Source organism: Glycomyces buryatensis (genome assembly GCF_004912275.1).
GTDB lineage: Bacteria > Actinomycetota > Actinomycetes > Mycobacteriales > Micromonosporaceae > Glycomyces > Glycomyces buryatensis.
Genome location: NZ_STGY01000072.1, coordinates 58,353 through 80,456 on the forward strand (window position 1 = coordinate 58,353; position 22,104 = coordinate 80,456).

The 22,104-nt window shown below is 68.3% G+C and carries 15 protein-coding genes; 4 read left to right on the plus strand and 11 right to left on the minus strand.

Going from position 1 to position 22,104, the window contains the following annotated elements:
- Positions 1-78: 78 nt before the first annotated feature.
- From FAB82_RS21615 to FAB82_RS21630, 4 genes are all read right to left on the minus strand, one after another.
- Complete coding sequence (locus FAB82_RS21615; RefSeq protein ID WP_136536635.1) at positions 79-1,686, minus strand: glycoside hydrolase family 43 protein; 1,608 nt, start codon at positions 1,684-1,686, stop codon at positions 79-81.
- Between the two features lie 14 nt (positions 1,687-1,700).
- Positions 1,701-2,630, minus strand: coding sequence for an alpha/beta hydrolase family protein (locus FAB82_RS21620; RefSeq protein ID WP_211116756.1), 930 nt, complete (start codon positions 2,628-2,630; stop codon positions 1,701-1,703).
- Between the two features lie 89 nt (positions 2,631-2,719).
- Positions 2,720-3,397 carry an RICIN domain-containing protein gene (locus FAB82_RS21625; RefSeq protein ID WP_136536637.1) on the minus strand — a complete coding sequence of 226 codons (678 nt, stop codon included), beginning with the start codon at positions 3,395-3,397 and terminating at the stop codon, positions 2,720-2,722.
- A complete protein-coding gene (locus tag FAB82_RS21630) occupies positions 3,391-4,482 on the minus strand; it encodes a glycoside hydrolase family 62 protein (protein ID WP_211116757.1) in 1,092 nt (363 codons plus the stop codon). The genes FAB82_RS21625 and FAB82_RS21630 overlap by 7 nt, the downstream gene beginning before the upstream one ends.
- Before the next feature lie 180 nt (positions 4,483-4,662).
- On the opposite strand from FAB82_RS21630, the gene FAB82_RS21635 reads away from it, so the two are divergent.
- Complete coding sequence (locus tag FAB82_RS21635; protein ID WP_136536639.1) at positions 4,663-5,697, plus strand: LacI family DNA-binding transcriptional regulator; 1,035 nt, start codon at positions 4,663-4,665, stop codon at positions 5,695-5,697.
- A gap of 82 nt (positions 5,698-5,779) precedes the next feature.
- Here FAB82_RS21635 and FAB82_RS21640 read toward each other — a convergent pair whose 3' ends face one another.
- Positions 5,780-7,492 carry a cellulase family glycosylhydrolase gene (locus tag FAB82_RS21640; RefSeq protein WP_211116758.1) on the minus strand — a complete coding sequence of 571 codons (1,713 nt, stop codon included), beginning with the start codon at positions 7,490-7,492 and terminating at the stop codon, positions 5,780-5,782.
- A 629-nt stretch (positions 7,493-8,121) separates the two neighbouring features.
- Between FAB82_RS21640 and FAB82_RS21645 the strand changes: the two genes are divergently transcribed.
- Entirely contained in the window at positions 8,122-10,239 is a 2,118-nt protein-coding gene (locus tag FAB82_RS21645; protein ID WP_136536640.1) for a beta-galactosidase, read from the plus strand.
- Positions 10,240-10,302: 63 nt separating this feature from the next.
- Here FAB82_RS21645 and FAB82_RS21650 read toward each other — a convergent pair whose 3' ends face one another.
- From FAB82_RS21650 to FAB82_RS21660, 3 genes are all read right to left on the minus strand, one after another.
- Positions 10,303-11,550 (minus strand): glycoside hydrolase family 27 protein, encoded by a 1,248-nt coding sequence (locus FAB82_RS21650; RefSeq protein WP_211116759.1) that lies wholly within the window; start codon positions 11,548-11,550, stop codon positions 10,303-10,305.
- 77 nt (positions 11,551-11,627) lie between these two features.
- The gene (locus FAB82_RS21655; protein WP_136536641.1) at positions 11,628-12,383 is read right to left on the minus strand and encodes an SDR family oxidoreductase; all 756 of its coding nucleotides are present in this window, start codon (positions 12,381-12,383) and stop codon (positions 11,628-11,630) included.
- Complete coding sequence (locus tag FAB82_RS21660; RefSeq protein WP_136536642.1) at positions 12,383-13,408, minus strand: zinc-dependent alcohol dehydrogenase; 1,026 nt, start codon at positions 13,406-13,408, stop codon at positions 12,383-12,385. The genes FAB82_RS21655 and FAB82_RS21660 overlap by 1 nt, the downstream gene beginning before the upstream one ends.
- Before the next feature lie 123 nt (positions 13,409-13,531).
- Between FAB82_RS21660 and FAB82_RS21665 the strand changes: the two genes are divergently transcribed.
- Positions 13,532-14,542: a LacI family DNA-binding transcriptional regulator gene (locus FAB82_RS21665; RefSeq protein ID WP_136536643.1), complete on the plus strand. Its 1,011-nt coding sequence runs from the start codon at positions 13,532-13,534 to the stop codon at positions 14,540-14,542.
- 25 nt (positions 14,543-14,567) lie between these two features.
- On the opposite strand, the gene FAB82_RS21670 is transcribed toward FAB82_RS21665, so the two are convergent.
- The gene (locus FAB82_RS21670; RefSeq protein ID WP_136536644.1) at positions 14,568-16,835 is read right to left on the minus strand and encodes a glycoside hydrolase family 127 protein; all 2,268 of its coding nucleotides are present in this window, start codon (positions 16,833-16,835) and stop codon (positions 14,568-14,570) included.
- An 82-nt stretch (positions 16,836-16,917) separates the two neighbouring features.
- Positions 16,918-18,939: a glycoside hydrolase family 31 protein gene (locus FAB82_RS21675; protein ID WP_136536645.1), complete on the minus strand. Its 2,022-nt coding sequence runs from the start codon at positions 18,937-18,939 to the stop codon at positions 16,918-16,920.
- 360 nt (positions 18,940-19,299) lie between these two features.
- Between FAB82_RS21675 and FAB82_RS21680 the strand changes: the two genes are divergently transcribed.
- Positions 19,300-20,694, plus strand: coding sequence for a glycoside hydrolase family 43 protein (locus FAB82_RS21680; protein ID WP_136536646.1), 1,395 nt, complete (start codon positions 19,300-19,302; stop codon positions 20,692-20,694).
- Between the two features lie 83 nt (positions 20,695-20,777).
- Here the strand turns inward: FAB82_RS21680 and FAB82_RS21685 are convergent, their stop codons facing one another.
- Entirely contained in the window at positions 20,778-22,088 is a 1,311-nt protein-coding gene (locus FAB82_RS21685; RefSeq protein WP_136536647.1) for a ricin-type beta-trefoil lectin domain protein, read from the minus strand.
- Positions 22,089-22,104 lie beyond the last annotated feature (16 nt).

Below are 22,104 nucleotides of genomic sequence, written 5' to 3' on the forward strand. Positions count from 1 at the left end.
TGAATTACGCGATCCGCGCCCCGAGACGCCCGATGCCGAAGGGCGTCTCGGGGCGCGGACGTATCACCGGTCGACGATCTAGGCGGTGACCGAGAACCGGTTGACGGTGACGGCCCCGCCGAGGGCGGCGGTGGCGTAATTGAAGACCGCGAACCGGTAGCCCATGAAGAACTGCCAGTTGCTATTGAGGGTGAACGCGGGTCCGAGCGCGGTGAAGGTGGTGCCGTCGGCGCTGTAGGAGAAGACGGCCTGGCGTCCGGTGCCGGGTCGGATGTCGGCGGTGACGCGCAACCAGACGCGGTCGGAGCACAGTTCGGCGCTCGCGCGTTCGGTTCCGGTGCCGGTGGTGTTCCAGTTGGAGTCCATGGTGAGTCCGTCCACCATGGAGATTCGGGTGACGCCATTGTCTCGGCGCAGCCCGATCCAGGCCGAGGCGTCGCGGAGCATCGCCAGCCCGGCCCGGTCGCCGTTCGCCATCGCGGACGGATCGATCTCGACGGTGGCCGTCGAGGAGGGTCCCTGGATGCGATGGGTGAGGGTGTTGCGCGCCGAGTAGAGGTCGTTCGTGACCGTGGCGGTCTGGAGGCGCAGCCCGTTCCCGGTGGCCCACTTGGTGTTGTCGGGGTTGTGGTTCCACTCCCACTTGGCGGCCAGGGTCGCGGCGGTGAACGTGTCCTCGCCGGTGAGCGGCGGGACCGGATGCGGGGTGAGGTTCGGGAAGGGATAGCTGCTCCCCCACGCGCCGTTCACCGTGGTGACCTGCGGCCATCCGTCCGAGGTCCAGGTGATCGGGGCGAGGGCGGGCATTCGGCCGCCGGGGTAGGCGTCGACGAAGGCCATGTAGTACCAGTCGCCTCCCGGATTATTGACGAGTCCGCCTTGATGGGGGACGCCGCCGCCGGGGATCGGACCGGGCATGTCGAGCAGGACCTGCCGCAGTTCGTAAGGGCCCCAAGGAGAACTGGACTTCAGAATGTACTGGCCGTTGGCGGGTCGGGTCAGGAAGATGTAGTAGCTGCCGTTGATCTTGTAGAAGCGGGCCCCTTCGAGGGTGCCGATGCTCGACGGCGTGGAGTAGACCTGCTGGTTGCGGACCTCGGTCTTGCCGTCCGCCGAGAGCTGCGCGACGGAGATCTGGGTGTTGCCGTAGGCGACGTAGATGGTGTCGTCGGTGTCCACGAGCATCCCGCAGTCGTAGTAGGCGCGGGCGAGCTCGGCGTGGCGCGTCCACGGCCCGGCCGCGTTCGTCGCGGTGTACATGTAGGACCGGGCGAAGTCGATCTGCCCCAGCCAGTAGAAGCGGTTCTCGCTGGCGCGGTGGGCGATCGAGGAGGCCCAGATGCCGCGCACGTAGCCGCGCCCGCCGTCCAGGCTGTACTTGGCACCGAAGTCGAGCGAGGGCACCGAGTGGCCGATGAACTCCCAGTTCACCAGGTCCCGCGAGTGCAGCACCGGGGCTCCGGGCGAGTAGTGCATCGTCGACGCGGTCATATAGAAGTCCGCGCCGACGCGGATGACCTCGACGTCGGCGAAGTCCTGCCAGACGACCGGGTTCGCGTAGGTGGTCTGCTGGGCTTCTGCCTGGGCGAACGGGTTGAGGGCTGTCGCCGCGGCGGCTCCGGCGAGCACGCCGGCCCCGCCGATGAGCATCCGCCGGCGGCTTTTGGGTATTTCCAGCCAGGACATGGTGGTCTCCTTCGTCAGTCGAGGTCGGCTTCCCAGACGATGCCGCCGCCGGAGGCGTCCGAGGCGAGGCGGTCGCGGGCGTCCGTGTCGCCGTAGAGGCTCCAGCGCATCCAGTCGAGGCTGGTGGCGACGGTCTGGTTGTACGTCGGGCCGTTCCAGATGAACTCGTCGTGGCCCTGCCCGGTGTGGGTCATGAACGCCTTCGGGGCGGGCAGTTCGGCGTGGGCCTGGCGGGCGAGGTCGTAGTCGCAGATGGAGTCCTGGTCGCCGTGGACGAACAGGACCTTCGCGTCGACGGTGCCGTCAGGGTCGCCCATGTCGACACAGGCGTACGGGATCGCGGCGGTGATGCGGGGGTCAGGCCAGGCGGTGAGCAGGCCGTGGGTGGTCATGCCGCCCAAGGAGTGTCCGGCGGCACCGACGCCGAGCTGGGTGTCCATGCGGCCCTCGAAGGGGTCGCCCGAGCCGGACTCGCCGAGGGCGAGGGTCCGGGTGAGAACCTCGGTGACGTCCTTGGACTGGTTGCCGTTGTACACGTCGCCGACGTTTCCCTCCGATCCCGTGGTGGTCGTGGGGAACACCGGTGCCGGGACGATGAACCCGGCCGCCGCGAGAGGCCGGATGCAGACGCCGTAACTCTCGGGGTTGCCGCCGAGGCCGTGGCTCCACTCCACGACCGGGAAGGCGCCGTCCGCGATGGGGGCGTCGCTGACGGGGTTGCCGTCGGGGGTACCTGTCGCGGCGGGGTAGAAGATCCGCGTGACGAGGGTGCGACCGTCGCGGTTCCAGTTGAACTGGCGGACGCCGAGCGGGAAGGTCTGGGTCGGGGCGGCCTGCACGCCCGCGGGTTGCGCCTGGGCGGGCCCGATCAGGGCGGCCGTCCCGGCCGTGCCCGCGGCAATGGCTCCGGTCGCGGCCAGGGACAGCAGGGTACGTCGTGGCATGGTCATTCTATGGTCCTTTCAGGATGGATGGGACCGGGCCGGGCGGCGCGGGGAAGAGCGCCGATCGCCCCGGCCCGGTCCCGGGATGGTCAGGCGTCAGAGGCGGTTCCGATATCGGCGAGGACGGTGTCGGCGCCGCAGGTGGTGCCCACGGGGACCAGCGAGAACTGCTGGTTCGTCGCGCCCGTCGGGGCCCACTGGCGGATCGGGGCGCCCGCGGTGGTCGACCAGCCGTAGACGTCGATGGCCTTGCCCGAGTGGCGGTTGACGAATGAGTAGTAGCCGGCCGAGTTCTTGGCGACCTGCCACTGCTGGTTATTGCCGTTCAAGTTGGTGTACTGGGCGATGGTGCCGCCGTCGGCGGTGCTGAAGTCCCAGACGTCGAGCACCTGCCCGGAGTGGCGGGCCTGAATCCGGTAGTAGCCGTTGCCTGAGTCGATGAAGCGGAACTGCTGGTTGGGGTTCTCCCAGTTGGTGTACTGGGTGAGGATCGCGCCAGTCGCGGTCGAGGCGCCCTGAATGTCGAAGGCGAGGCCGGAGTGGCGGGAGACAATCGTGTACCAGTCGCTGGTGCTCGGCGGCTGCGCCTCGGCGCGGTCGGCCTGGAAGGCCAGGAGTCCGGCGGTGGCGAGCATGATGGCCGCCGCGAACGCGGCCAGGTTCCGAGTCCAGCGGGACAGGGTCGAGAGATCGGGTGCGGCCGAGACCATCGAATACTCCTTGGCGGATTCGGAAACGGGGAATGAGGGATTCGGAGGGGTCAGCACGAGGCGCCTCCTCGAAGGGTCAGGAGCCCGAGCCGGTACGGCAGCTGCGAGTACTCCATGCCGTCGGAATTCGGGTCGCGACCCTGGTAGAGCATCTGGAGGTTGCCGGTGTCGAGGTTCATGGTCTGGTCGTTGCCGGCCCGGATGAGTTCACCGTGGCTGATGTCCTTCGTCCATTGACCGCTGGGGAACGTGATGTTCGCGAGCCCGGCGAACGGGGCGTTCTGGTTCGCGGCCTGCGGCTGCCACTGCCCGCCCAGACCTTCGGCGGTGTACGAGCGGTAGTAGCGGCCGTCCGAGCCGATCGACTCCCAGATGAGCAGGTAGGTGTCGGTGTTGTCGAGCTGGTAGACCGCACCGCCCTCGAACAGGTTGTTCCTGGTGTCCTGGAGGACGATCTGGGTATTGCGGAAGCCGTTCGGGAACTCGCCGATCGTGGTCTCGGCGCGGTACACGCGCCCGTTGTCGTCGGCGCCGAACAGGTAGCACATGGTGCTGTCGCAGACGTTCCAGAAGTCCAGCCAGAAGCCGCCGTTCTCATCGACGACGGGAGGCGTCTCGTCGATGAAGTTCTTCGGCGCCGACCAGCTGTGCGGGTCCGTCGGGTCGGTACTGGTGGAGTAGGACGGCGGCCCCGTCTGGTAGACGAGATACCACAGCCCGTCGGGCTCGAAGTAGTAGATCTGCGGCGCGGCGGCGTACCGGGTGCCGATGTTCGCATTGGTGTCCAGGTAGGTCACGGGAGCGTCGGCGGCCTGGGACCAGTCCGAGAAGTGGGTGTAGGCCAGGCTCCAGTGCCCGTCGGTGTTCGCGACGGTGAAGTAGACCAGCCACTCGTCGTTGTGGCGGATCACCGTGGGGTCCTTGGCCGAGACGACGTCGTGCGTCGCGTCGGGCTTGGGGCCGATGAGGGCGCCGGAGGACTCCCACTGGTAGGAGGTCGGCAGGGCCTGTGCCCCGACCTCGTCGGCAGTCCCGTCGTCGGCGGTCTGGGCGTTGGCCGTGACGGCGCTCGAGGCCAGGGTCGTGGCTACGGCGAGCACGGCGAAAGCTCCCAGAATGCGGGTGCGAAGCGTTCGTTGCATTGATTGCCTTTCCATGAGCCAGCAGAGCCTGCTGTTATCGCTCACAACTTGAAACCGATTTCGAAACATTCGAGAGAATTTCCGAAATTAGATGATTCGAACTATAGAGATTTCTCGATATCTAGTCAACAGCGGACCGAAGGCGAAAGCGGTTGTGGCGCCTGGCGCTAGACTGCCGCGATGAGCCCCTCCCCCACTTCCGGACAGAACCCCAAAGGACCCCTGACGATCGCTCAGATCGCCGACCTGGCCGGCGTCTCCACCGCGACCGTCTCGAAGGTGGTCAACGGCCGCTCCGACGTGGGCGCGGCGACCCGCGAGCAGATCGAGGGCCTCATCCGGTCCCACGGCTACCGGCGGCAGCGCAGGCCCACGAAGTCGGCCGCCCTCATCGACGTCCTCTTCCACGAGCTGCGGGGGCTGTATGCGATCGAGATCCTCAACGGCGTCCAGGAGGTCGCCCGAGAGCACCGGCTCGGCGTCGTCGTCTCCGAGATGGGCGGACGCCATGTGCCGGGCCACGATTGGGTCGAGGAGGTCCTGGCCCGCCGTCCGCTCGGCGTCATCTCGGTGTTCTCCGGTCTCGAGACCGGGCAGAGCGACCGGCTCTACAGCCGCGACATCCCGCTGGTGCTGCTGGACCCCACCGGCGATCCCGACCCCGCGGCGCCTTCGGCCGGGGCGAGCAACTGGAACGGCGGACTCGCCGCCGCCCGGCACCTCACCGGGCTCGGCCACCGGCGCATCGCGGTGATCACCGGCCCGGACCGCATGGAGGCCGCCCGGGCCCGCCTCGACGGCTTCCGGTCCGGATTGGACATGGCCGGCGTTCCCGTCGATCCGGCGCTCGTACGCCACGGCGACTTCGAGATCGGGACCGGTCGCGACCTGGCGTTCGAGTTGCTGCGGCTGGCGGATCCGCCCACGGCGATCTTCGCCTGCAACGACGGGACGGCGGTCGGCGTCTACCACGCCGCGGCGAAACTGGGCGTGCGCATTCCCGAGGACCTCAGCGTGGTCGGCTTCGACGACCTGCCGAAGGCGAAGTGGACGGTGCCGCCGCTCACCACGGTCCGCCAGCCGCTCAAGGAGATGGGGACCGCGGCGGCGCGAATGATCGTCTCGCTCGCCGCGGGCGAGACGCTGCCGCAGCAGCGCGTCGAACTCGCCACCGAACTCGTCGTGCGGGACAGCACCGCCCCGCTGCGCGACTGAGCGGGCCGCGCTCGTCTGGGTGTAGCCCGGAAAAGCCCTTGGGGCCGTGTATTTCTCGCACCGCCCCAAGGGTTTTCGCATGTCAGGCGACTCCGGTGACGACAGAGCCGTCGCGGGTGACGGTGTACTCCAGGGTCTGGCCGCTCCAGAAGTGGAACGTCAGGGACACCTGCTCGCCGTCCTTGAGGCTGTCCAAGTAGCGCTTGGTCAGTTGGATGGTCCCGTCCTCGTAATCGGGCCTGAAATCGTCCCAGAACTCCGGGAAGGTAGTCCAGTCGTGGTATCCGGCCCCGGTGCCGTCGGCGTAGACGGACTCCATCGTGGCCAGCTGGTCGCCGTTGAACGCCGCCGGGATCAGCAGCGACTCGTTGGTGCCGGAGGCGTCCTCCAGGACCGGGTCCTCCGAGCTGATCACGTTGAGCTTCCACGGCATTCCATCGGAGAAGCGGATCTTCAGCTGCGCGGTGGTCCCGATCTCCCGGTCGCCGAGGATGCGCTCCAGCACCTTCGCCTTGATCGTCAAGGTGGTGCCGTCGAGCGTGTAGTCCCGCTGGGGCTTCAGCGTGACGTTCCCGAAGCGCACGTCCTGGAACTCGAGGCCGTTGAGGTTCAGGGTGACCGACTGGTCCTTGACCTTCTCCGAGGCGTCGACGAACACGAGGTCCGAAGAGGCGGTGCCGGAGCGGGTGGTCCAGGCCGAGGAGATGTAGTCGAACTGCTCCTGGTCGCGCCACTCTCGCTTGAAGCGGTCGAAGTGCGTGCCGTTGTCCCACCACATGGTCGTGATGCCGGAGGTGCGGGCCAGGTAGCCGAAGTGCTCGAAGAACTTCAGCGTCTCGCCGCGCTCGACCTTGTTGTCGTAGTTGTCGAGCAGGCCGTATTCGCCGATGATGACCGGGATGCCCTTGGAGACGAAGGTGTCGACCTGGCTCTGGAAGTTCTCCACCAGCAGGTTCTGGACCTCTTCGTTGTAGGAGGGGTATCCGGCGACGTTGACGCTGAAGGGCCAGAAGCTGTAGTTGTGCGTCGTCGCGGCCAGCATCGGGTCGTCGAGCGCCTCGATCTCGGAGGCGAGGGCGTCCATGTCGCCCTGGTCGGCTCCGGTGTGGAGCGTAGGCAGGACCAGCAGGCGGTCGTCGTTGTTGCCGCCGGAGCCCCGCACGATCTCATGGAAGGAGCTGTTCAGCTCCGCCATGAGCTCGTGGTCCTTCTCTGTCCCGGGGGACCAGGTCTCGTCGAAACCCACCTCGTTGACCGACTCGAACATCAGTTCCTGCGGGTAGTCCTTGAAGGTGTCCGCGATCTGGGTCCAGGTGGCGGTGTACTGGGCCATGACCTCGTCGTGCTGCTCGGGCTGGGCCAGGTTCGTGATCCACTGCCACGAGTCGTGGTGAGTGTTGATCATGACGTAGAGGTCCGCCTCGAGGGCGAAGTCGACGATCTCCTGCACGCGCTCCATGGTCTCGGGCTCGACCGTGTAGTCGGGCGCCGGACCGGTGTGATTGCCCCAGCTGACGGGAATGCGGACCGAGTTGAAGCCTTCGGCCTTGATGTCATTGAAGAAGGTCGAGTCGACGCGCGGGTTGCCCCACGCGGTCTCGTCGTCGCCGGGGCCGCAGCACATGGCGTCGAGCGAGTTGCCGAGGTTCCAGCCCGGCTGCATGGCCGCGACGATCTCCTCGGCGTTCAACTGGGCGGTGTCGGGCTCTTCCTGGGCCTGCGATGCGGTGGGCAGGGCCAGCATGGCGAGTGAGAGGGCCGCTGCTATCAGTAGCTTCGAGGTTATGCGTATCAATGGATGTCGTTCCTTCCAAGGGCACCCTGGATGAACCGCGGCGGCACCGCGGTTGGCGCGCTTCGTGATTGCCGGTTCGCCCGCGAGCGCGACGGCTCGATGCGGGCGTATAGAGAGACTGCAATATTTAGACGCCTGTGTCAACTAAAGATTCAATCATTCATACTGAATTTTCTGGCCGACAGAGGTTGTATGTCAGCATTTGACCGTAATGAACCCATTGACTAGACCGACTTCGTCGGCCAAGATCAGAAAACATCAGACTTTTCATCGCCGTGCACTTGCATCGGGTACCTACTGCGGCTAATTTGTTTGTTGACTCATCTAAATTTAGGGCTCGCCGATACCCCTCGTCCCGATCGTGAGCCTGTACCCGTTCATCCAGAAGCACTTCGCGAAGGCCGTCATCGCCGGCGCCGTGAAAGGTTGACCCGCGGTCTGTGAGGGGCCGCCGGAGGGGAAGGGCGTCCGGACCGGATCCGGTCCGGACGCCCGCACTTCCGTGCCCCCGGCCGCTGTTCCATTCCCGCACTTTAAGGAAGCCCGCCATGAACACTGCCGAAAGTCCCCGCGGGCCCGCATCTTCCAAGTGACACCCGATTAACACCAACCACCTTGAAGGAAACCGAATGACGCAGTGGCCCAACCCGATCCTGTTCGGCGCGGCGTACTACTACGAGTACCAGCCCGCCGTTCTCGACGGCTTCGACACCGAAGGCGCGAAGCAGCGTTTGGAGACGGACCTCGACCTCATGGCCGAGGCCGGGTTCTCCGTGATCCGCGTCGGCGAGTCCGTCTGGAGCACTTGGGAGCCCGAGAACGGCCGCTTCGACCTCGACTGGATCCAGCCGGTGCTCGACGGCGCGCACGAGCACGGCATCGCCGTCATCCTCGGCACGCCGACCTACGCGGTGCCGCCGTGGCTCGCGCGGCTCTACCCCGAGATCGCCGCCGAGCGCAAGACCGGCGAGCGCGTGAACTGGGGCGGGCGCCAGGAGGCCGACTACACCCACCCGGCCTTCCGGTTCCACGCCGAGCGCGTCATCCGCAAGATCATCGCGCGCTACGCCGACCACCCGGCCGTGATCGGCTTCCAGGTCGACAACGAGCCCGGGGTGCAGCTCTACCACAACGAAGGCGTGTTCCAGCGGTTCGTCGACCACCTGCGCCACCAGTACGGCGACGTGGAGACCCTCAACCGCGAATGGGGGCTGGTCTACTGGTCGCACAAGCTGTCCACCTGGGCCGACCTGTGGCGGCCGGACGGGAACGCGCAGCCGCAGTACGAGCAGGCGTGGCGGCGGTTCCAGACCCAGCAGACCACCAAGTTCATGGCATGGCAGGCCGGGATCGCGCGCGAGTACGCGCGCGAGGACCAGTTCGTCACGACCTGCATCTGCTACGGCAGGCCCGGGATCGACGAGCGCGCGGTGGCCGCGAGCCTTGACGTGACCACCGGGAACCCTTACTACCGCATGCAGGACAACTTCGCGCTGCCCTCCGGCCACGCCGGCGACGCTCCGCACTGGACGCTCGACGGCACCTGGTCTCTGTACCAGGCCGCGGACGCGATGTACGGGGCGCGGCAGGAGCCGTTCCTGATCACCGAGACCAATGCCTCCTCCGTCGGGGAGCCCTCGCACAACAAGCCCGCGTACGACGGGCAGTGGCGCCAGGCCGCTTGGGTGTTGGTCTCACGCGGCGCCAGGATGGTCGAGTACTGGCACTGGCACACCCTCCACTACGGCGCCGAGACGTACTGGGGCGGGGTCCTCCCCCACAGCCAGCAACCCGGCCGCACGTACCGCGAGCTCGCGGAGCTCGGGGCCGAGTTCCGCAAGGCCGGCGCGGCGATCGAGGGCCTGGTCCCCCACGTCGACGTCGCGGTGCTCACCGCGAAGGAGAGCGAGTGGGCGCTCGCGGCGCAGCCGTCGTTCGCGAACGCCGACGGGAGCCCCGACCGCGGGACCTTCCACTCGATTGTCAACCCGTTCTACAAGGGCGCGTTCAATGCCGGGCTCCAGGCGCGGATCGTCCACACCGAGCAGCTCGGCGACGCGGCCGAGGCGGTCGCCGAGTACCCCGTGCTCGTCGCGGCCGGGATCTACGCGGCCGACGACGCGCTCCTGGACTGGCTGGGCGAGTACGCCGCGGCGGGCGGGCACCTCGTGCTCGGACCGCGCACCGGGTACGCCGACCACGAGGCCCGCGCGCGCCTCGACGTCAAGCCCTCGCGCCTGACCGAAACCGCGGGGGTCTGGTACGACGAGTTCTCGAACCTCGGCGGGGAGCTCGCGGTCCGGCCCGCGAGGGACTCGCCCCTGGAACTCGACGCGACCGCCGGTGCGGTGAAGTGGGCCGACGGCCTGATCCTGGACGGGGCGCAGGCATTGGCAGAATACGTGCACCCGCACTTCGGACGCTTCCCGGCCGTCACCACGAAGGCGCACGGGCAGGGCCGGGTCACTTACGTCGGCACGATCCCCAATGACGCCCTCGGTGCAGCGCTCTTCAAGTGGATGGCTCCCGCCGACGCCTGGCGGCCGGAGCACCCGAGCCTGACGGCGACCAGCGGCGTCACGGGTGAGGGACACACGGTCCGGTTCGTGCACAACTGGTCCTGGGACGAAGTCGACTTCGAACTCCCGGCCGCGGTCACGGACGCCTTGGACGACACCGAATACGCCGCGGGCGACGCGCTGCCGCTGAGCCCGTGGGACGCGAAGGTCCTCATCGAACGCGACTGACAACGCTGAAGGCCCTCCAGATGCGATATCGCATCTGGAGGGCCTTCAGCGTTGTTCAACCCCCTAGTACAGGCGGAATAGCGCCGATCCGTGCGATTGGAGCTGCGCCCGCAGGTGGTCGCCGGGTAGGAGGTCCCAGCGGTTCCAGCAGTCCTCCACCTGCGTGGGCTGGGCGATACCGAGGGCGGACCACGGAAGCTCGAGCTCGGCGGCTTCCGGACCGCGGTTGAAGACCGCGACGAAAGCGCCGTCTTCGGAGGCCCAGGCCACGTGCTCGCCCTCGCGCCAGACCTCGCAGGCACCCACCGGATGCCGCAGAGCGGCAAGGACTTCGGGGTTGGTGAGCAGGTCAATGGTCTCCGGGCTGGAGCTCGGCAGGTCCGCGCCGACCATGAGCGGGGAGCGGACGATGCACCAGAGGGTGAGCATCGTCTGCTGCTCGTCGGGGGTCAGGAGGCTGTCGCGGGGTTCGCCGACTTCCGCGCGGAGGCCCATGCGCCCCAAGGGAAGCATGTCCGCGTCCGGCCAGTGGCCCGGTCCTGAGTGCACGGCCCAGTCACGGAGGAGGTCGAACTGCGCGTCGACGTCCTTCCAGCGGTCCCACAGGTCGCCCGAGACCCGCCACAGGTGCGAGTGGGCCTTCAGGTGCTCGGCGTGGTCGATCGAAAGCGCCACGCCCGGCGAAAGACTGAACACGATGTCGCGGCCGGAGCGGTCGATCGCCCGCCGGAACGCTTCGATCTCGTCCTCCCAGTAGGGGCCGATCATGTCGTCGGCCTTGATGAAGTCCACGCCCCAGTCGGCGAACTGGGCCACGAGCGAGTCGTAGTAGGCCTGGCCGCCCGGGTGCGAGTGGTCGATGCCCCAGTTGTCGTCGTTCCAGGCGCAGGGCCGGTTCTTGTCGGCGATCTGCGCCGCCGTGTACACGGTGCCCTTGATCGGGGTGTCGGCCGCGACGGCCTGGCGGGGGATGCCGCGCAGGATGTGGACCCCGAATTTCAGGCCCAGAGAGTGCACGTGGTCGGCGAGGGGCTTGAACCCGGCGCCGCCCGCCGCCGAGGGGAAGCGGTTCGGGGCCGGCTGCGGCAGCCCGTGCTCATCGAGGACCAGCTCGGCCCCGGAGTTGTAGCCGCCCGCGCGGGCCGCCGGTTCGTACCACTGGATGTCGACGACGACGTACTCCCAGCCGTGATCGGCCATGTGCTCTGCGATGAACTCGGCGTTGGCGCGGGTCTCGGCCTCGGTCACCGAGCTTCCGAACACGTCCCACGAGTTCCAGCCCATGGGCGGGGTATTGGCAAGGTGGGTCATCGAGCATCTCCTTGACGGTGGGCGGGTGGCGCGCCCCATGATATCGATTTCAAAGGGTGATAGAAGGCCGGATGGCCCTAGCGGCCCAGCCAGCCGCCGTCGACGGGGATGACCGTGCCCGACACGTAGTCGGAGGCGCCGCTGGCGAGGAACACGGTGGCTCCGGCGAGGTCGTCGGGCCGGCCCCAGCGGGAGGCGGGGATGCGTTCGAGGATCGCCCTGGAACGGTCCGGATCGTCTTGCAGCGCTTGGGTGTTGTCGGTGGCGATGTAGCCGGGGGCGATCGCGTTCACCGTGACGCCGCGGGAGGTCCACTCGTTGGCCAGCGCCCGGGTCAGTCCGGCGATGCCCGACTTGGAGGCGGCGTAGCCGGGCACGTTGATGCCGCCCTGGAAGCTCAGCAGCGAGGCGGTGAAGATGATCTTCCCCCGGCCGCGTTCGAGCATGGAGCGGCCGACGGCCCTGGCCAGGGCGAACTGGCTGGAGAGGTTGACCTGGAGGACCTCGTCCCAGTAGGCGTCGGGATGCTCGGCGGCGGGCGCGCGGCGGATCGTGCCCGCGTTATTGACGAGGATGTCGACTTCGAGGGGCGCCAGGGTCTCGCCGAGTTCGGCGACGGCGTCCGGGTCTGCGAAGTCGGTCTGAATGGCCCGGAAGGTGCGCCCGAGTGCGGTGACGCGCTGACCGATCAATGAGCCTTCGGGTTCGATGGTGGCGCTGACGCCGATGATGTCGGCTCCGGCGGCCGCGAGGGCCTCGGCCATGGCGAAACCGATGCCGCGCTTGGCGCCGGTGACGACGGCGAGGCGGCCGGTGAGGTCGAACGGGTTCATCAGATCTCCTGTCCGGCTTGGACGTCGATGAGGATCTTCATGGCCTCGCCGCCGGTGAGCGCGTCGAAGGCCGACTGGATCTCGGCCAGGGGAACGGTCTTGGTGATCAGGGCATCAGCGGGGATCTCGCCTGAATCGAGCAGCGCGACGGCGGTGTCGAAGTCCTCGCGCTGGTAGACGCGCGCGCCGAGGAGGCGCAGTTCGCGCCAGAAGACCCGCTGGAGGTTCACCGGGCGCGGCTCGGGGTGGATGGCGACGACGACGAGGGTGCCGCGCACCTTCGCGTAGTCGACCGCGCCGAGCACCGCGGCGGCGGCGCCGGAGACCTCGAAGACCACATCGGCACCCGCTCCCTGCGTCCACTCTTCGACCCAGGCCACGGTGTCATCGCGGGCGTCGAGGACGGTGAAGCCGAGCTCGGCGATGCGTTCGCGGCGCTTGGAATCAAGTTCGATCACGACGACCTCGCCTCCGAAGGACCGGGCGACCGAGGCGATGAGCACGCCGATGGGGCCGCCGCCGATGACGACGGCCTTCTGTCCCGGTTCGAGTTCGGCGCGGCGCACGTCGTGGACGGCCACGGCGGTCGGCTCGACCAGGGCCGCGTGCTGGAGCGAGAGGGAGGCGGGCAGCGACACGAGGAGGCCGGCGTCGACGTTCCAGCGGCCCTGGAGCGCGCCGGGCGAGTCGATGCCCACGAAGTCGAGGTTCTGGCAGATGTGGCGGTTCCCCGCGAGGCAGGCGGGGCAGGTCCCGTCCCAGGCGAGCGGCATCACCGTGACCGGGTCGCCGATCGCCCAGCCCTCGACGCCCTCGCCGAGCGCGCTGATGGTGCCGCTCATCTCGTGCCCGATGATCGCGGAGGCGGCGACCCGCGCATCCATGTGTCCACTGAGGATGTGCAGATCGGTACCGCAGATGCCGTTGTAGGCCACGGAGATCTGCACTTGGCCGGGCTCCGGCGGGGACGGCTCGGACTCTCCCACGGTCATGGTCCGGTTTCCTGCGTAATGCGCGGCGAGCACGGCTGCCTCCTCGGGGGACGGGTACAGAACGATCGTCGATGAGGATTGCACACATCCAACAATTGCGCAATCGTTTGATCAGTAGCTGGACAGTTCGAACGGCACAGGGGCGATACTTGACCGATGGTGAAACTCAGCGATGTGGCCGCGCGAGCAGGGGTCTCGGTGTCGGCGGTCTCCAGGGTGCTCTCCGGCGACCCTTCGGCACGGGTCAGCGAGGCCACGCGCGAACGGGTCCGCAAGGCCGCCGCCGAGGTCGGCTACCACCCCAATTTCGCCGGGCGGGCGCTCAAGCTCGCGCGCACCGACGTCATCGCGCTCATCGTCCCCGACCTGACCAACGCGCTGTTCGCCGAGCTCACCCGCGGGGTGGAGGACGCGGCGGTCGCCCGCGGCTGCGTCATGCTGCTGGCCCGCAGCGAGGTCATGCAGCCGGGTGGAAAGATGTTCGACCGCCTCGTCGGGGAGGGACGGGTCGACGGCATCGTGCTCCAGCCCCGCGACGGGACCGATCCCGATGAACTGGCCCGGACCGTCGGCGAACGCGCGACCCTGGTCACCATCCATCACCGAATTCCCGGCGCGAGCTCCGTGGTCGTCCCCGACGCACTCGCCGCCCGGCGCGCTACCGAGCACCTGATCGCCTTGGGACACCGCAGGATCGGCTTCGCCGGCGGCCTCACTGCCTCGCCGACCGCGCAGCGCCGGGTCGAGGGCTACCGCGAAGCCCTGCTGGAGGCGGGCCTGCCCGGCGACCCGGACCTCATCACCTGGCACGGATACAGGGAGGCGGACGGCGAGGCCTCGGCGGCCGAACTGCTGGCACTTCCCCAACGGCCCACCGCGATCGTGGCCGCCAACGTCAATGCCGCGGTCGGGGTCCTCGCCGAGGCCCAGGCCCAGGACATCGCCGTTCCCGACGACCTCTCGGTGGTCGCGATCCACGACGCCTGGACGGCCGAGCACACCTGGCCGCCGCTGACCTGTGTGCGCATGCCGCTCTATGAACTCGGCCGGACCGCGGTCACCGCGCTCGCCGAGGCCATCGACGGCGGACCGGTCACCCACCGGACCGTGGACGACCCCGAACCGGTCCTCGTCCCGCGCGCATCGACGGCCGCTCCCGCGAGCTGACAGCCGTGCGCCCCTTGCACAGCCCCTAGCGGAGCAGCCTGACCGTGGTGATTCCCGGCGTCGATTTCCCTGGGGCTGCGGTGATCTCGAGTTCGTACGCTGTGGCGCGCGGTGCGGAGTGGAGCGCCGCCGGCAGACCGTAGTCGACCTCGTAGGCCTCGTGCTCGCCGTCCCAGGTCTCCTCGGCGACGAGCGTGCCGTTCATCCGGACGGTGGCCCCTGTGGACCCGCCCGAATGGCGGTAGCCCACGCGCAGAACCCGACCCGCCCGATCGGGGTCCTTGAGCACGACCGCCACGCTCGCGGTGGTGGAGCGGGCACGGCTCCCTTGCGCATCGACCGACACCTGGGTGGCCTCGCCCCGGAAACCGTGGTCGCTCTCGGGCTGCTGCTCGCCGAAGGCGACCTTGTCGACGGTCCGGTCGTCGAGCGTGAGCGAGTCACGGTCGGCCGCGACCAGTTCGCCGCGGCGCTGGGCCACCTGATTCGGGGCGGCGACGGGCCAGTAGACGGTGTACCGGCTGTCGTGGACCTCGTAGAACGGCACCAGCTCGGTCTCGCCGACGGGATCGGCGAAGCGCATTCGGTAGCGCAGGGGCGCCTCGCGAGTCAGCACCTCGTCGGCGGCCGAGTCCGCGATGATCGGGACGTCTGCGAAGCCGAACAGGGGGCCGTGGGCGACGTGCCCCATGCGGCTGTCGTCGGCTTCCAGTCCCAGCAGATGGTCCGTGCCCTCGCGCGAGGCCAGCAGGACCGGTCCGGCGAAGTACGCCTGCCATGGGGAGCCGTCCGGAAGCCATTCGGCGCGAAGCCGGAGCGGGAGTCCGAACGTGACCACATCGCCGGGCCGCCATTCCCGCTCGAGCACGATCGCGCCCGGCACGGGCTCGGCCTCGACCGGTTTGCCGTTGACCGCGAGGTCGGCCAGGCCGTCGCTCCAGTCCGGCAGGCGAAGCCGGACCGGGAAGGTGCGAGGCTCATCGAGGTCGAGCGTGAGGCTGACGCGCTCGTCGGCCGGAAAGTCGGTCTCCAGCCGGAAGCGCCCGCCGAATTCGGGCGCGTCGAGGACGGCGGGAATGTACAGGTTGACTGCCAGGGCACCGTCGTGCTCGCCGAAGATGAACTCGCCGTACTTGGCCTGGGCCTCGATGCCGGTGCCGACGCAGCACCACATGCCGAGGTCCGGCTGGGAGTAGACGCGGTAGTGGCGCGGGCGCATCGAGGTGAAGTAGACGAATCCGCCGCGTTCGGGATGCTGGGAGGCCAACTGGTGGTTGAGGATCGCGCGCTCGGCGAAGTCCAGCTGGGACGGTTCGAACGCGGCCTCGGCGAGGGCCTTGGTCAGTTTGAGCATGTTGTAGGTATTGCAAGTCTCGGGGCCCTCACGGTCCTCGATCATCGGCGAGAAGTCGCCGGGAGCGTGGAAGTGCTCGCGGACGCTGTTGCCGCCGATGGCGACCGTGCGGCGCTCGACCACCTCGTGCCAGAAGTACCGGGCCGCCTCCAGCAGGTCCTCGTCTCCGCGGACGGCGGCCGTGGCCGCATAGCCGACGGCCTTGGGGATCTGGGTATTGGCGTGGCGGCCGGTCAGCCCGTCGCGGCGTTCCAGGAGCGGGTCCAGGATCGCGCGGTGGGAGAAGCGCCGGGCCATGTCGGCGTACTCGCGGCGCCCGGTGATCGCGGCCAGGTCGGCGAAGGATTCGTTCATGCCGCCGAACTCGGTGTCGAGCATCGCCTCGAAGGCCTCGTCGTCGAGGTTCGCGGCGACCTCGAGCCACCAGTCGGCGAGCCGGACGACCACTTCGAGCGCCTGCTTGCGGCCGAGGATCCGGTGCGCGTCGATGAGCCCGGCGAAGGTCTTGTGCAGGTTGTACCAGGGCACCCAGTGATCGCTCGAACCCAGCGCGGTCGCCGCCGCGATGCCGCCCCCTCGCAGACCCTCGAACAGGGCGACGCCGCCGGGGACGCCGCCGACGTACCCGGTACCGATCGCGTCCTGGGCGCGCGCCAGCTCGGACACCATGTATTCCAGGCGACGCCGCGGTTCGGCCTCGCCGGTCGCGGCGGCCAGCAGCGCCAGCGCCGAGAGGTAGTGCCCCCCGATGTGCCCGTCCAGACCGCTGTCCTCCCAGTTGCCGTAACTGGCCGCACGAGGTTCCAGGCCCGCCTCTCGCAGGAACGGTGCCAGCAGCCGATCCGGTTCCATCGCGAGTACGTAGCCGAGGTCGGTGCGTACCGCGCGCGCGAACGGGCTCTCCAGCAACGTCACCTGCGTGAGTGGAAAGGTCTTCATCTACTGCTCATTTCCTGTCGTAGAAGGGCGTGGTGAACCGCTGTCGTCGTGCGGTCTCGAATCAGGGATGGGCCGGGCGGCCTCAGACCGTACCGGTGAGCTCGGGGAGTGCGCCGTCGCGGGTGTAGACCGGGATGCGATCGATCGGGGCGTCCGCCGTGATCCACTGGCCGCCTTGGTGCTCGGTGCCGGTGTGGAGGTCGGTCCAGGTCGCGCCCTCCGGAAGGTAGACGCGGCGGCCGGTCGCGCCCGGCACCAGGACCGGGGCGACGAGGAGGTCCGGTCCGAACATGTACTGGTCGGCCAGGTCCCAGCTGGTCTCGTCGTCGGGGAACTCGTGGAACATGCCCCGCATGACCGGCTGCCCGGACTCGTGGGCCTCGGTCATGAGCCGGCGGGTGTAGGGGCGCAAGGCCTCGCGGAAATGAACGTAGCGGGAGAGGATCCCGTACACGTCCTCGCCGTAACTCCACAGCTCGTTCGGCGCGCCCGAATTATTGCGCGCCGAGCCGTCGGCGGCCAGGACCCGTTCGCTGGGCTGGCGGTCGCCGTGCATGCGCATGACCGGGCAGAACGCCCCGAACTGGAACCAGCGGACCAACAGTTCCCGGAAGGCCGGGTCGTCGATGTTCCCACCGCCGAAGCCGCCGATATCGGTGGTGAACCACGGGATCCCGGCGACGCCCATGTGGATTCCGGCCGTGATCTGCCGGCGGAAGTCCTTCCAGTCGGAGTGGATGTCGCCCGACCACACCAGCGCGCCGTAGCGCTGGGATCCGGCCCAGGCGCAGCGGACCAGGTTCACGATCTCCGCTTGGCCCGCGGCCTGCTGGCCCTCGTAGAACATGCGCGAGAACGTCTGCGGGTAGACGTTGCCGACCTCGACGTTCGGCCCCGCGTGGTAGCGGTAGTTGTCGAAGTCGTAGACGCCGTACTCGGGTTCGGCCTCGTCGAGCCAGAACAGCTTGATGCCCAGGTCGTGGTAGTTGCGTTTGAGGATGTCCCAGGCCTGTTCGCGGGCGCGCGGGTTCGTGGCGTCCAGGAACATGCTGGGGCCCTGAAAACTCATCTGGACACCGTGCCCGCGCTCGGTGCGGACGAGGAGGTTCTCCTTCTTGAACGCGGCGAAGTTCTCCGACTCGACCGAGACCTGCGGCCAGACCGAGACCATGAGCTCCACTCCCATTTCCTGGAGTTCCTTGACCATCGCGGCCGGGTCGGGCCAGAACTCCTCCTCGAAGCGGAAGTCGCCCATCTTGGGCCAGTGGAAGAAGTCGGCCACGATGACGTCGAGCGGCAGTCCGCGCCGCTTGTGCTCGCGCGCCACCTCGAGGATTTGTTCCTGGTTCCAGTAGCGCAGCTTGCACTGCCAGTACCCGAGGCCGTACTCGGGCATCATCGGGGCGTGGCCGGTCGCGTCGGCATAGGCGGCGCTGATCTGCGCGGGAGTGGAGCCGGCGGTGATCCAGTAGTCGAGCTGCCCGGTGGCCTCGGCGATCCACTCGGTCCGGTTGGCGGCGAACGTGGCCGAGCCGATCGCCGGGTTGTGCCACAGGAACCCGTACCCGGCGCTGGAGACGACGAACGGGACGCTCGCCTGCGAGTTCCGGTGCGCCAGTTCGAAGGTCGAGCCCTTGATGTCGAGGATGTCCTGCTGGTACTGGCCCATGCCGTACAGCTTCTCCCCCGCCGGGGTCTCGAAGGCCGCGCGGAGTCGGTGCGCGCCGCCGGGGAGGGGCCGGAACTCGCGGGCGGTGAGCTTGAGCGCGCCGCCATCCCCGATCTCCCGCAGCAGCGTGCGGCCCTCGGCGTCGCGGAACTCGAGCGCGCAGTTGAAGACGTCGTACTCGGTCTGCCAGTCGAGGCCGCCCCGCGCGCGCATCACGACCGTGATCGCGCCGTTGACGAGTGTCGCCGTGTCGCCGTCCACGGAGATCTCGACGTCCGCGGGCTCGGGCTCGAGCAGCGCGAAGTCGGTGTCGAGGACGTCCCCTGCCCGGCTGCTGCGCACCCGCAGCGAGTCGCGGCCCCACGCCTGGACCACCAGCGTCTCGCCGTCGCCGCGCCAGATCACGCCATCTTCGGTCGTCTCGAACGGAGTCATGAACTCTGCCCTTCGTGTCTCGGTCCGTCCCGCGCCGGTGCAACGAACGGAATCACCAACACTTTACCGATACATATTCAACGATCGCGAGGCGCGGAGCATATTTTTCCGGTGCCCGACCCCGCCTGACGCTCACGCTCGCTCCTTCGCGGTCCAGATTCGCGAATGTTCGCGGCATCTCGGGCACCTGACTCCGCCAAGCCCCGCCACATTGATATCGATCTATTTACATATAGAAGCCTCATGGTTACCCTGACTTCAAGCCCTCTAAGTTTCGATGAAAACTACGAACGTTTCGAGGGTGCTCGAATCCGAGAGTGACCCCAGGGCGCGCGCGAGCGCGGCCGGAGAGGTTCCCCTATGAAAACTCCGACTCCAACCCGAAGACGGATCGCGGCTCTCGCGCTGGCATTCGCGTTCGCGGCGGCCGCGCTGAGCCCGGTCGTCGATCCGTCGCCCTCCCCAGCACAGGCCGACAACCCGATCGTCCAGACCGTGTACACCGCCGACCCGGCACCACTCATCCACAATGGCCGCCTCTACCTCTACACCGGGCACGACGAGGACGGCGCGACCTGGTTCGACATGCGGGATTGGCGCGTCTGGTCCTCCGACGACATGGTCAACTGGACCGACCACGGCTCCCCGCTGAGCCTCGACACCTTCAGCTGGGCGCGCCAGGACGCCTGGGCGGGTCAGGCCGTCGAGCGTGACGGCAAGTTCTACTGGTACGTCCCGGTCATCAACGACGCCACGGGCAGGCCCGCCATCGGAGTGGCCGTCGCGGACAGCCCCACCGGGCCATTCGAGGACGCCCTTGGGCGGCCGCTGGTCCAGAACGGCGAGATCGATCCCTCGGTCTTCATCGACGACGACGGCCAGGCCTATCTGTACTGGGGCAACCCGAACCTGTGGTATGTGAAGCTCAACGCCGACATGACCTCCTACTCGGGCGCCCCGACCCAGATCCCCCTCACCACCCAGGGATTCGGCACCCGGCCGGGGAGTTCGGACCGCCCCACGCTCTATGAGGAAGGACCGTGGGTCTACAAGCGGGACTCCCTGTACTACATGGCGTTCGCCGCGCAATGCTGCTCGGAGCACATCGCCTACTCGACCGCCCCGGGACCGACCGGGCCGTGGACCTATCGGGGGACGGTCATGCCCACGCAGGGCAGCAGCTTCACCAACCACCCCGGCATCATCGACTACAAGGGAGGGTCCTACCTCTTCTATCACAACGGCGCGCTGCCGGGCGGCGGCGGCTTCGCCCGATCCGTCGCGGTCGAGCAGTTCGACTACAACCCCGACGGCACCATCCCCGTCATCAATATGACCGAGAGCGGGGCACCTCAGGTCGGCGCCCTCAATCCCTATGTCCGCCAGGAGGCCGAGACGATCGCCTGGGCGAACGGTGTCGAGACCGAGCCCTCCGGCGAGGGCGGCATGAACGTCGGATGGATCGAGAACGGCGACTGGATCAAGGTCAAGGGCGCGGCCTTCGGCACCGGCGCGGCCACCTTCGACGCACGGGTGGCCTCGGCGACCGGCGGCGGCGCCATCGAACTCCGCCTCGGCGGCCCCACCGGCGCCCTGGTGGGCACCTGCAACGTCCCGGGGACCGGCGGCTGGCAGACCTGGACGGACGTCTCCTGCCCCGTGAGCGGCGCGACGGGAACACAGGACCTGTACCTGAGGTTCACCGGCGGCAGCGGTTACCTGTTCAATGTGAACTGGTGGCAGTTCGCCACCTGACAGCGGCGAAGCAGCGGAACGGGCCTCCCGACTGGGAGGCCCGTTCATTCATATTCGGCGCCGAAGGTGCGCCGGTCGGTCGGTCAGCTCAAGGCCCACTTCTGACCGGCCGAGCCGTTGCAGCTCGACAGGACCACTCCGGTGCCGTTGGCGGTCCCGCCACCGGAAGTCGCCAGGCACAGTCCCGACTGGACGCCGGTGATGGTGCCGTCGGCATTGACGTTCCACTGCTGGTTCGTCCCGCCGTGGCAGTCCCAGATGATGGCCCGGGTGCCGGGAGCGGTGCTTGCCCCCTCCGCGTCAAGGCACTTGCCGCCGTAGACGGTGAGCTGCTTCGACGACGTGTTGTGGACCCACTGCTGGTTCGAGCCGTCGTGGCAGTCCCAGAGCTGCACCGTGGCGCCGTTCGACTGTGACTGGGCCGAGACGTCGAGGCAGCGGTTCGCGCCGGCGTTCCGCACCTGGTCGGTCTCCGCGGGCGGGGTGGAGCTGAACTGGCTGATGAACTGCCAGACCTCGCCCTTGACCCAGCTCCGGGCGCCGCTCTCGCAGCCGGTGCAGCCGTCCACCGGGCCCTGCTGGTGGCCGCCGTCGAACGCGGCCCACTGGACCGGGTAACCGGCACGGCACGAATACGTGGTGGTGATGTGGGTGCCGCTGCCCGAACCGGGCTCCCGCGGACTCTGCGACGCACAGCCATTGTTGGCGACGAACCGGTCGCGCATCGACCGCGCGTTCGGCATGCTGTCGTTGACGCCCTGGATGCCGAAGTACGCCACGGCCCCCGTGCCGCCGCTGCATCCGCTGACCGGTCCCGGGACGGCGATGGCGATGACCGCCCGGAACGCGTTCGGCCGGGCGCACGCGAGCGCGTAGCTCATCGCCCCGCCGTAGCTGAAGCCCAGGGAGAACCGCTGCGACTCGTCGACGCAGAGGTCGGCTTCGATCCGCCGGATCATGTCGTCGAAGAACACGACGTCCACGCCGTTCGAGTTGGCCCAGGCATTGTTCTGGCCTTGCGGGGCGACGAAGATCGCGGAGCCGCCCGAAAGAGCGTCGAGCCCGTAGTGGGCGTAGACGGCGCCGTCGCTGCCGCCGCCAGCGACCTGTTCGGCGGTGCCGCCCCACCAGTGGTTGCCGAAGATCAGCTTGTGGGGCCGGGTGTTGTCGTAGCCGGCGGGGATCTTGAGGATGAAGCTGCGGTTCTGTCCGCTGCTCTGGATGGTGTGGGTGCCGCTGTTGAGGGTCGGGGACTTGCCGCAACCGGCACTGGCCGTGGCGCTCACTTCGGCCGCGGACGCCGCGGGTTCGGCGGCTTGGGCCGCCGCACCCCCGGTCAGCGCCAGCAACACCGCGGCCGCGAGGGCCGCGAGGAAGGTCATGGATCTCGACATCAGAAGAAACTCCTTG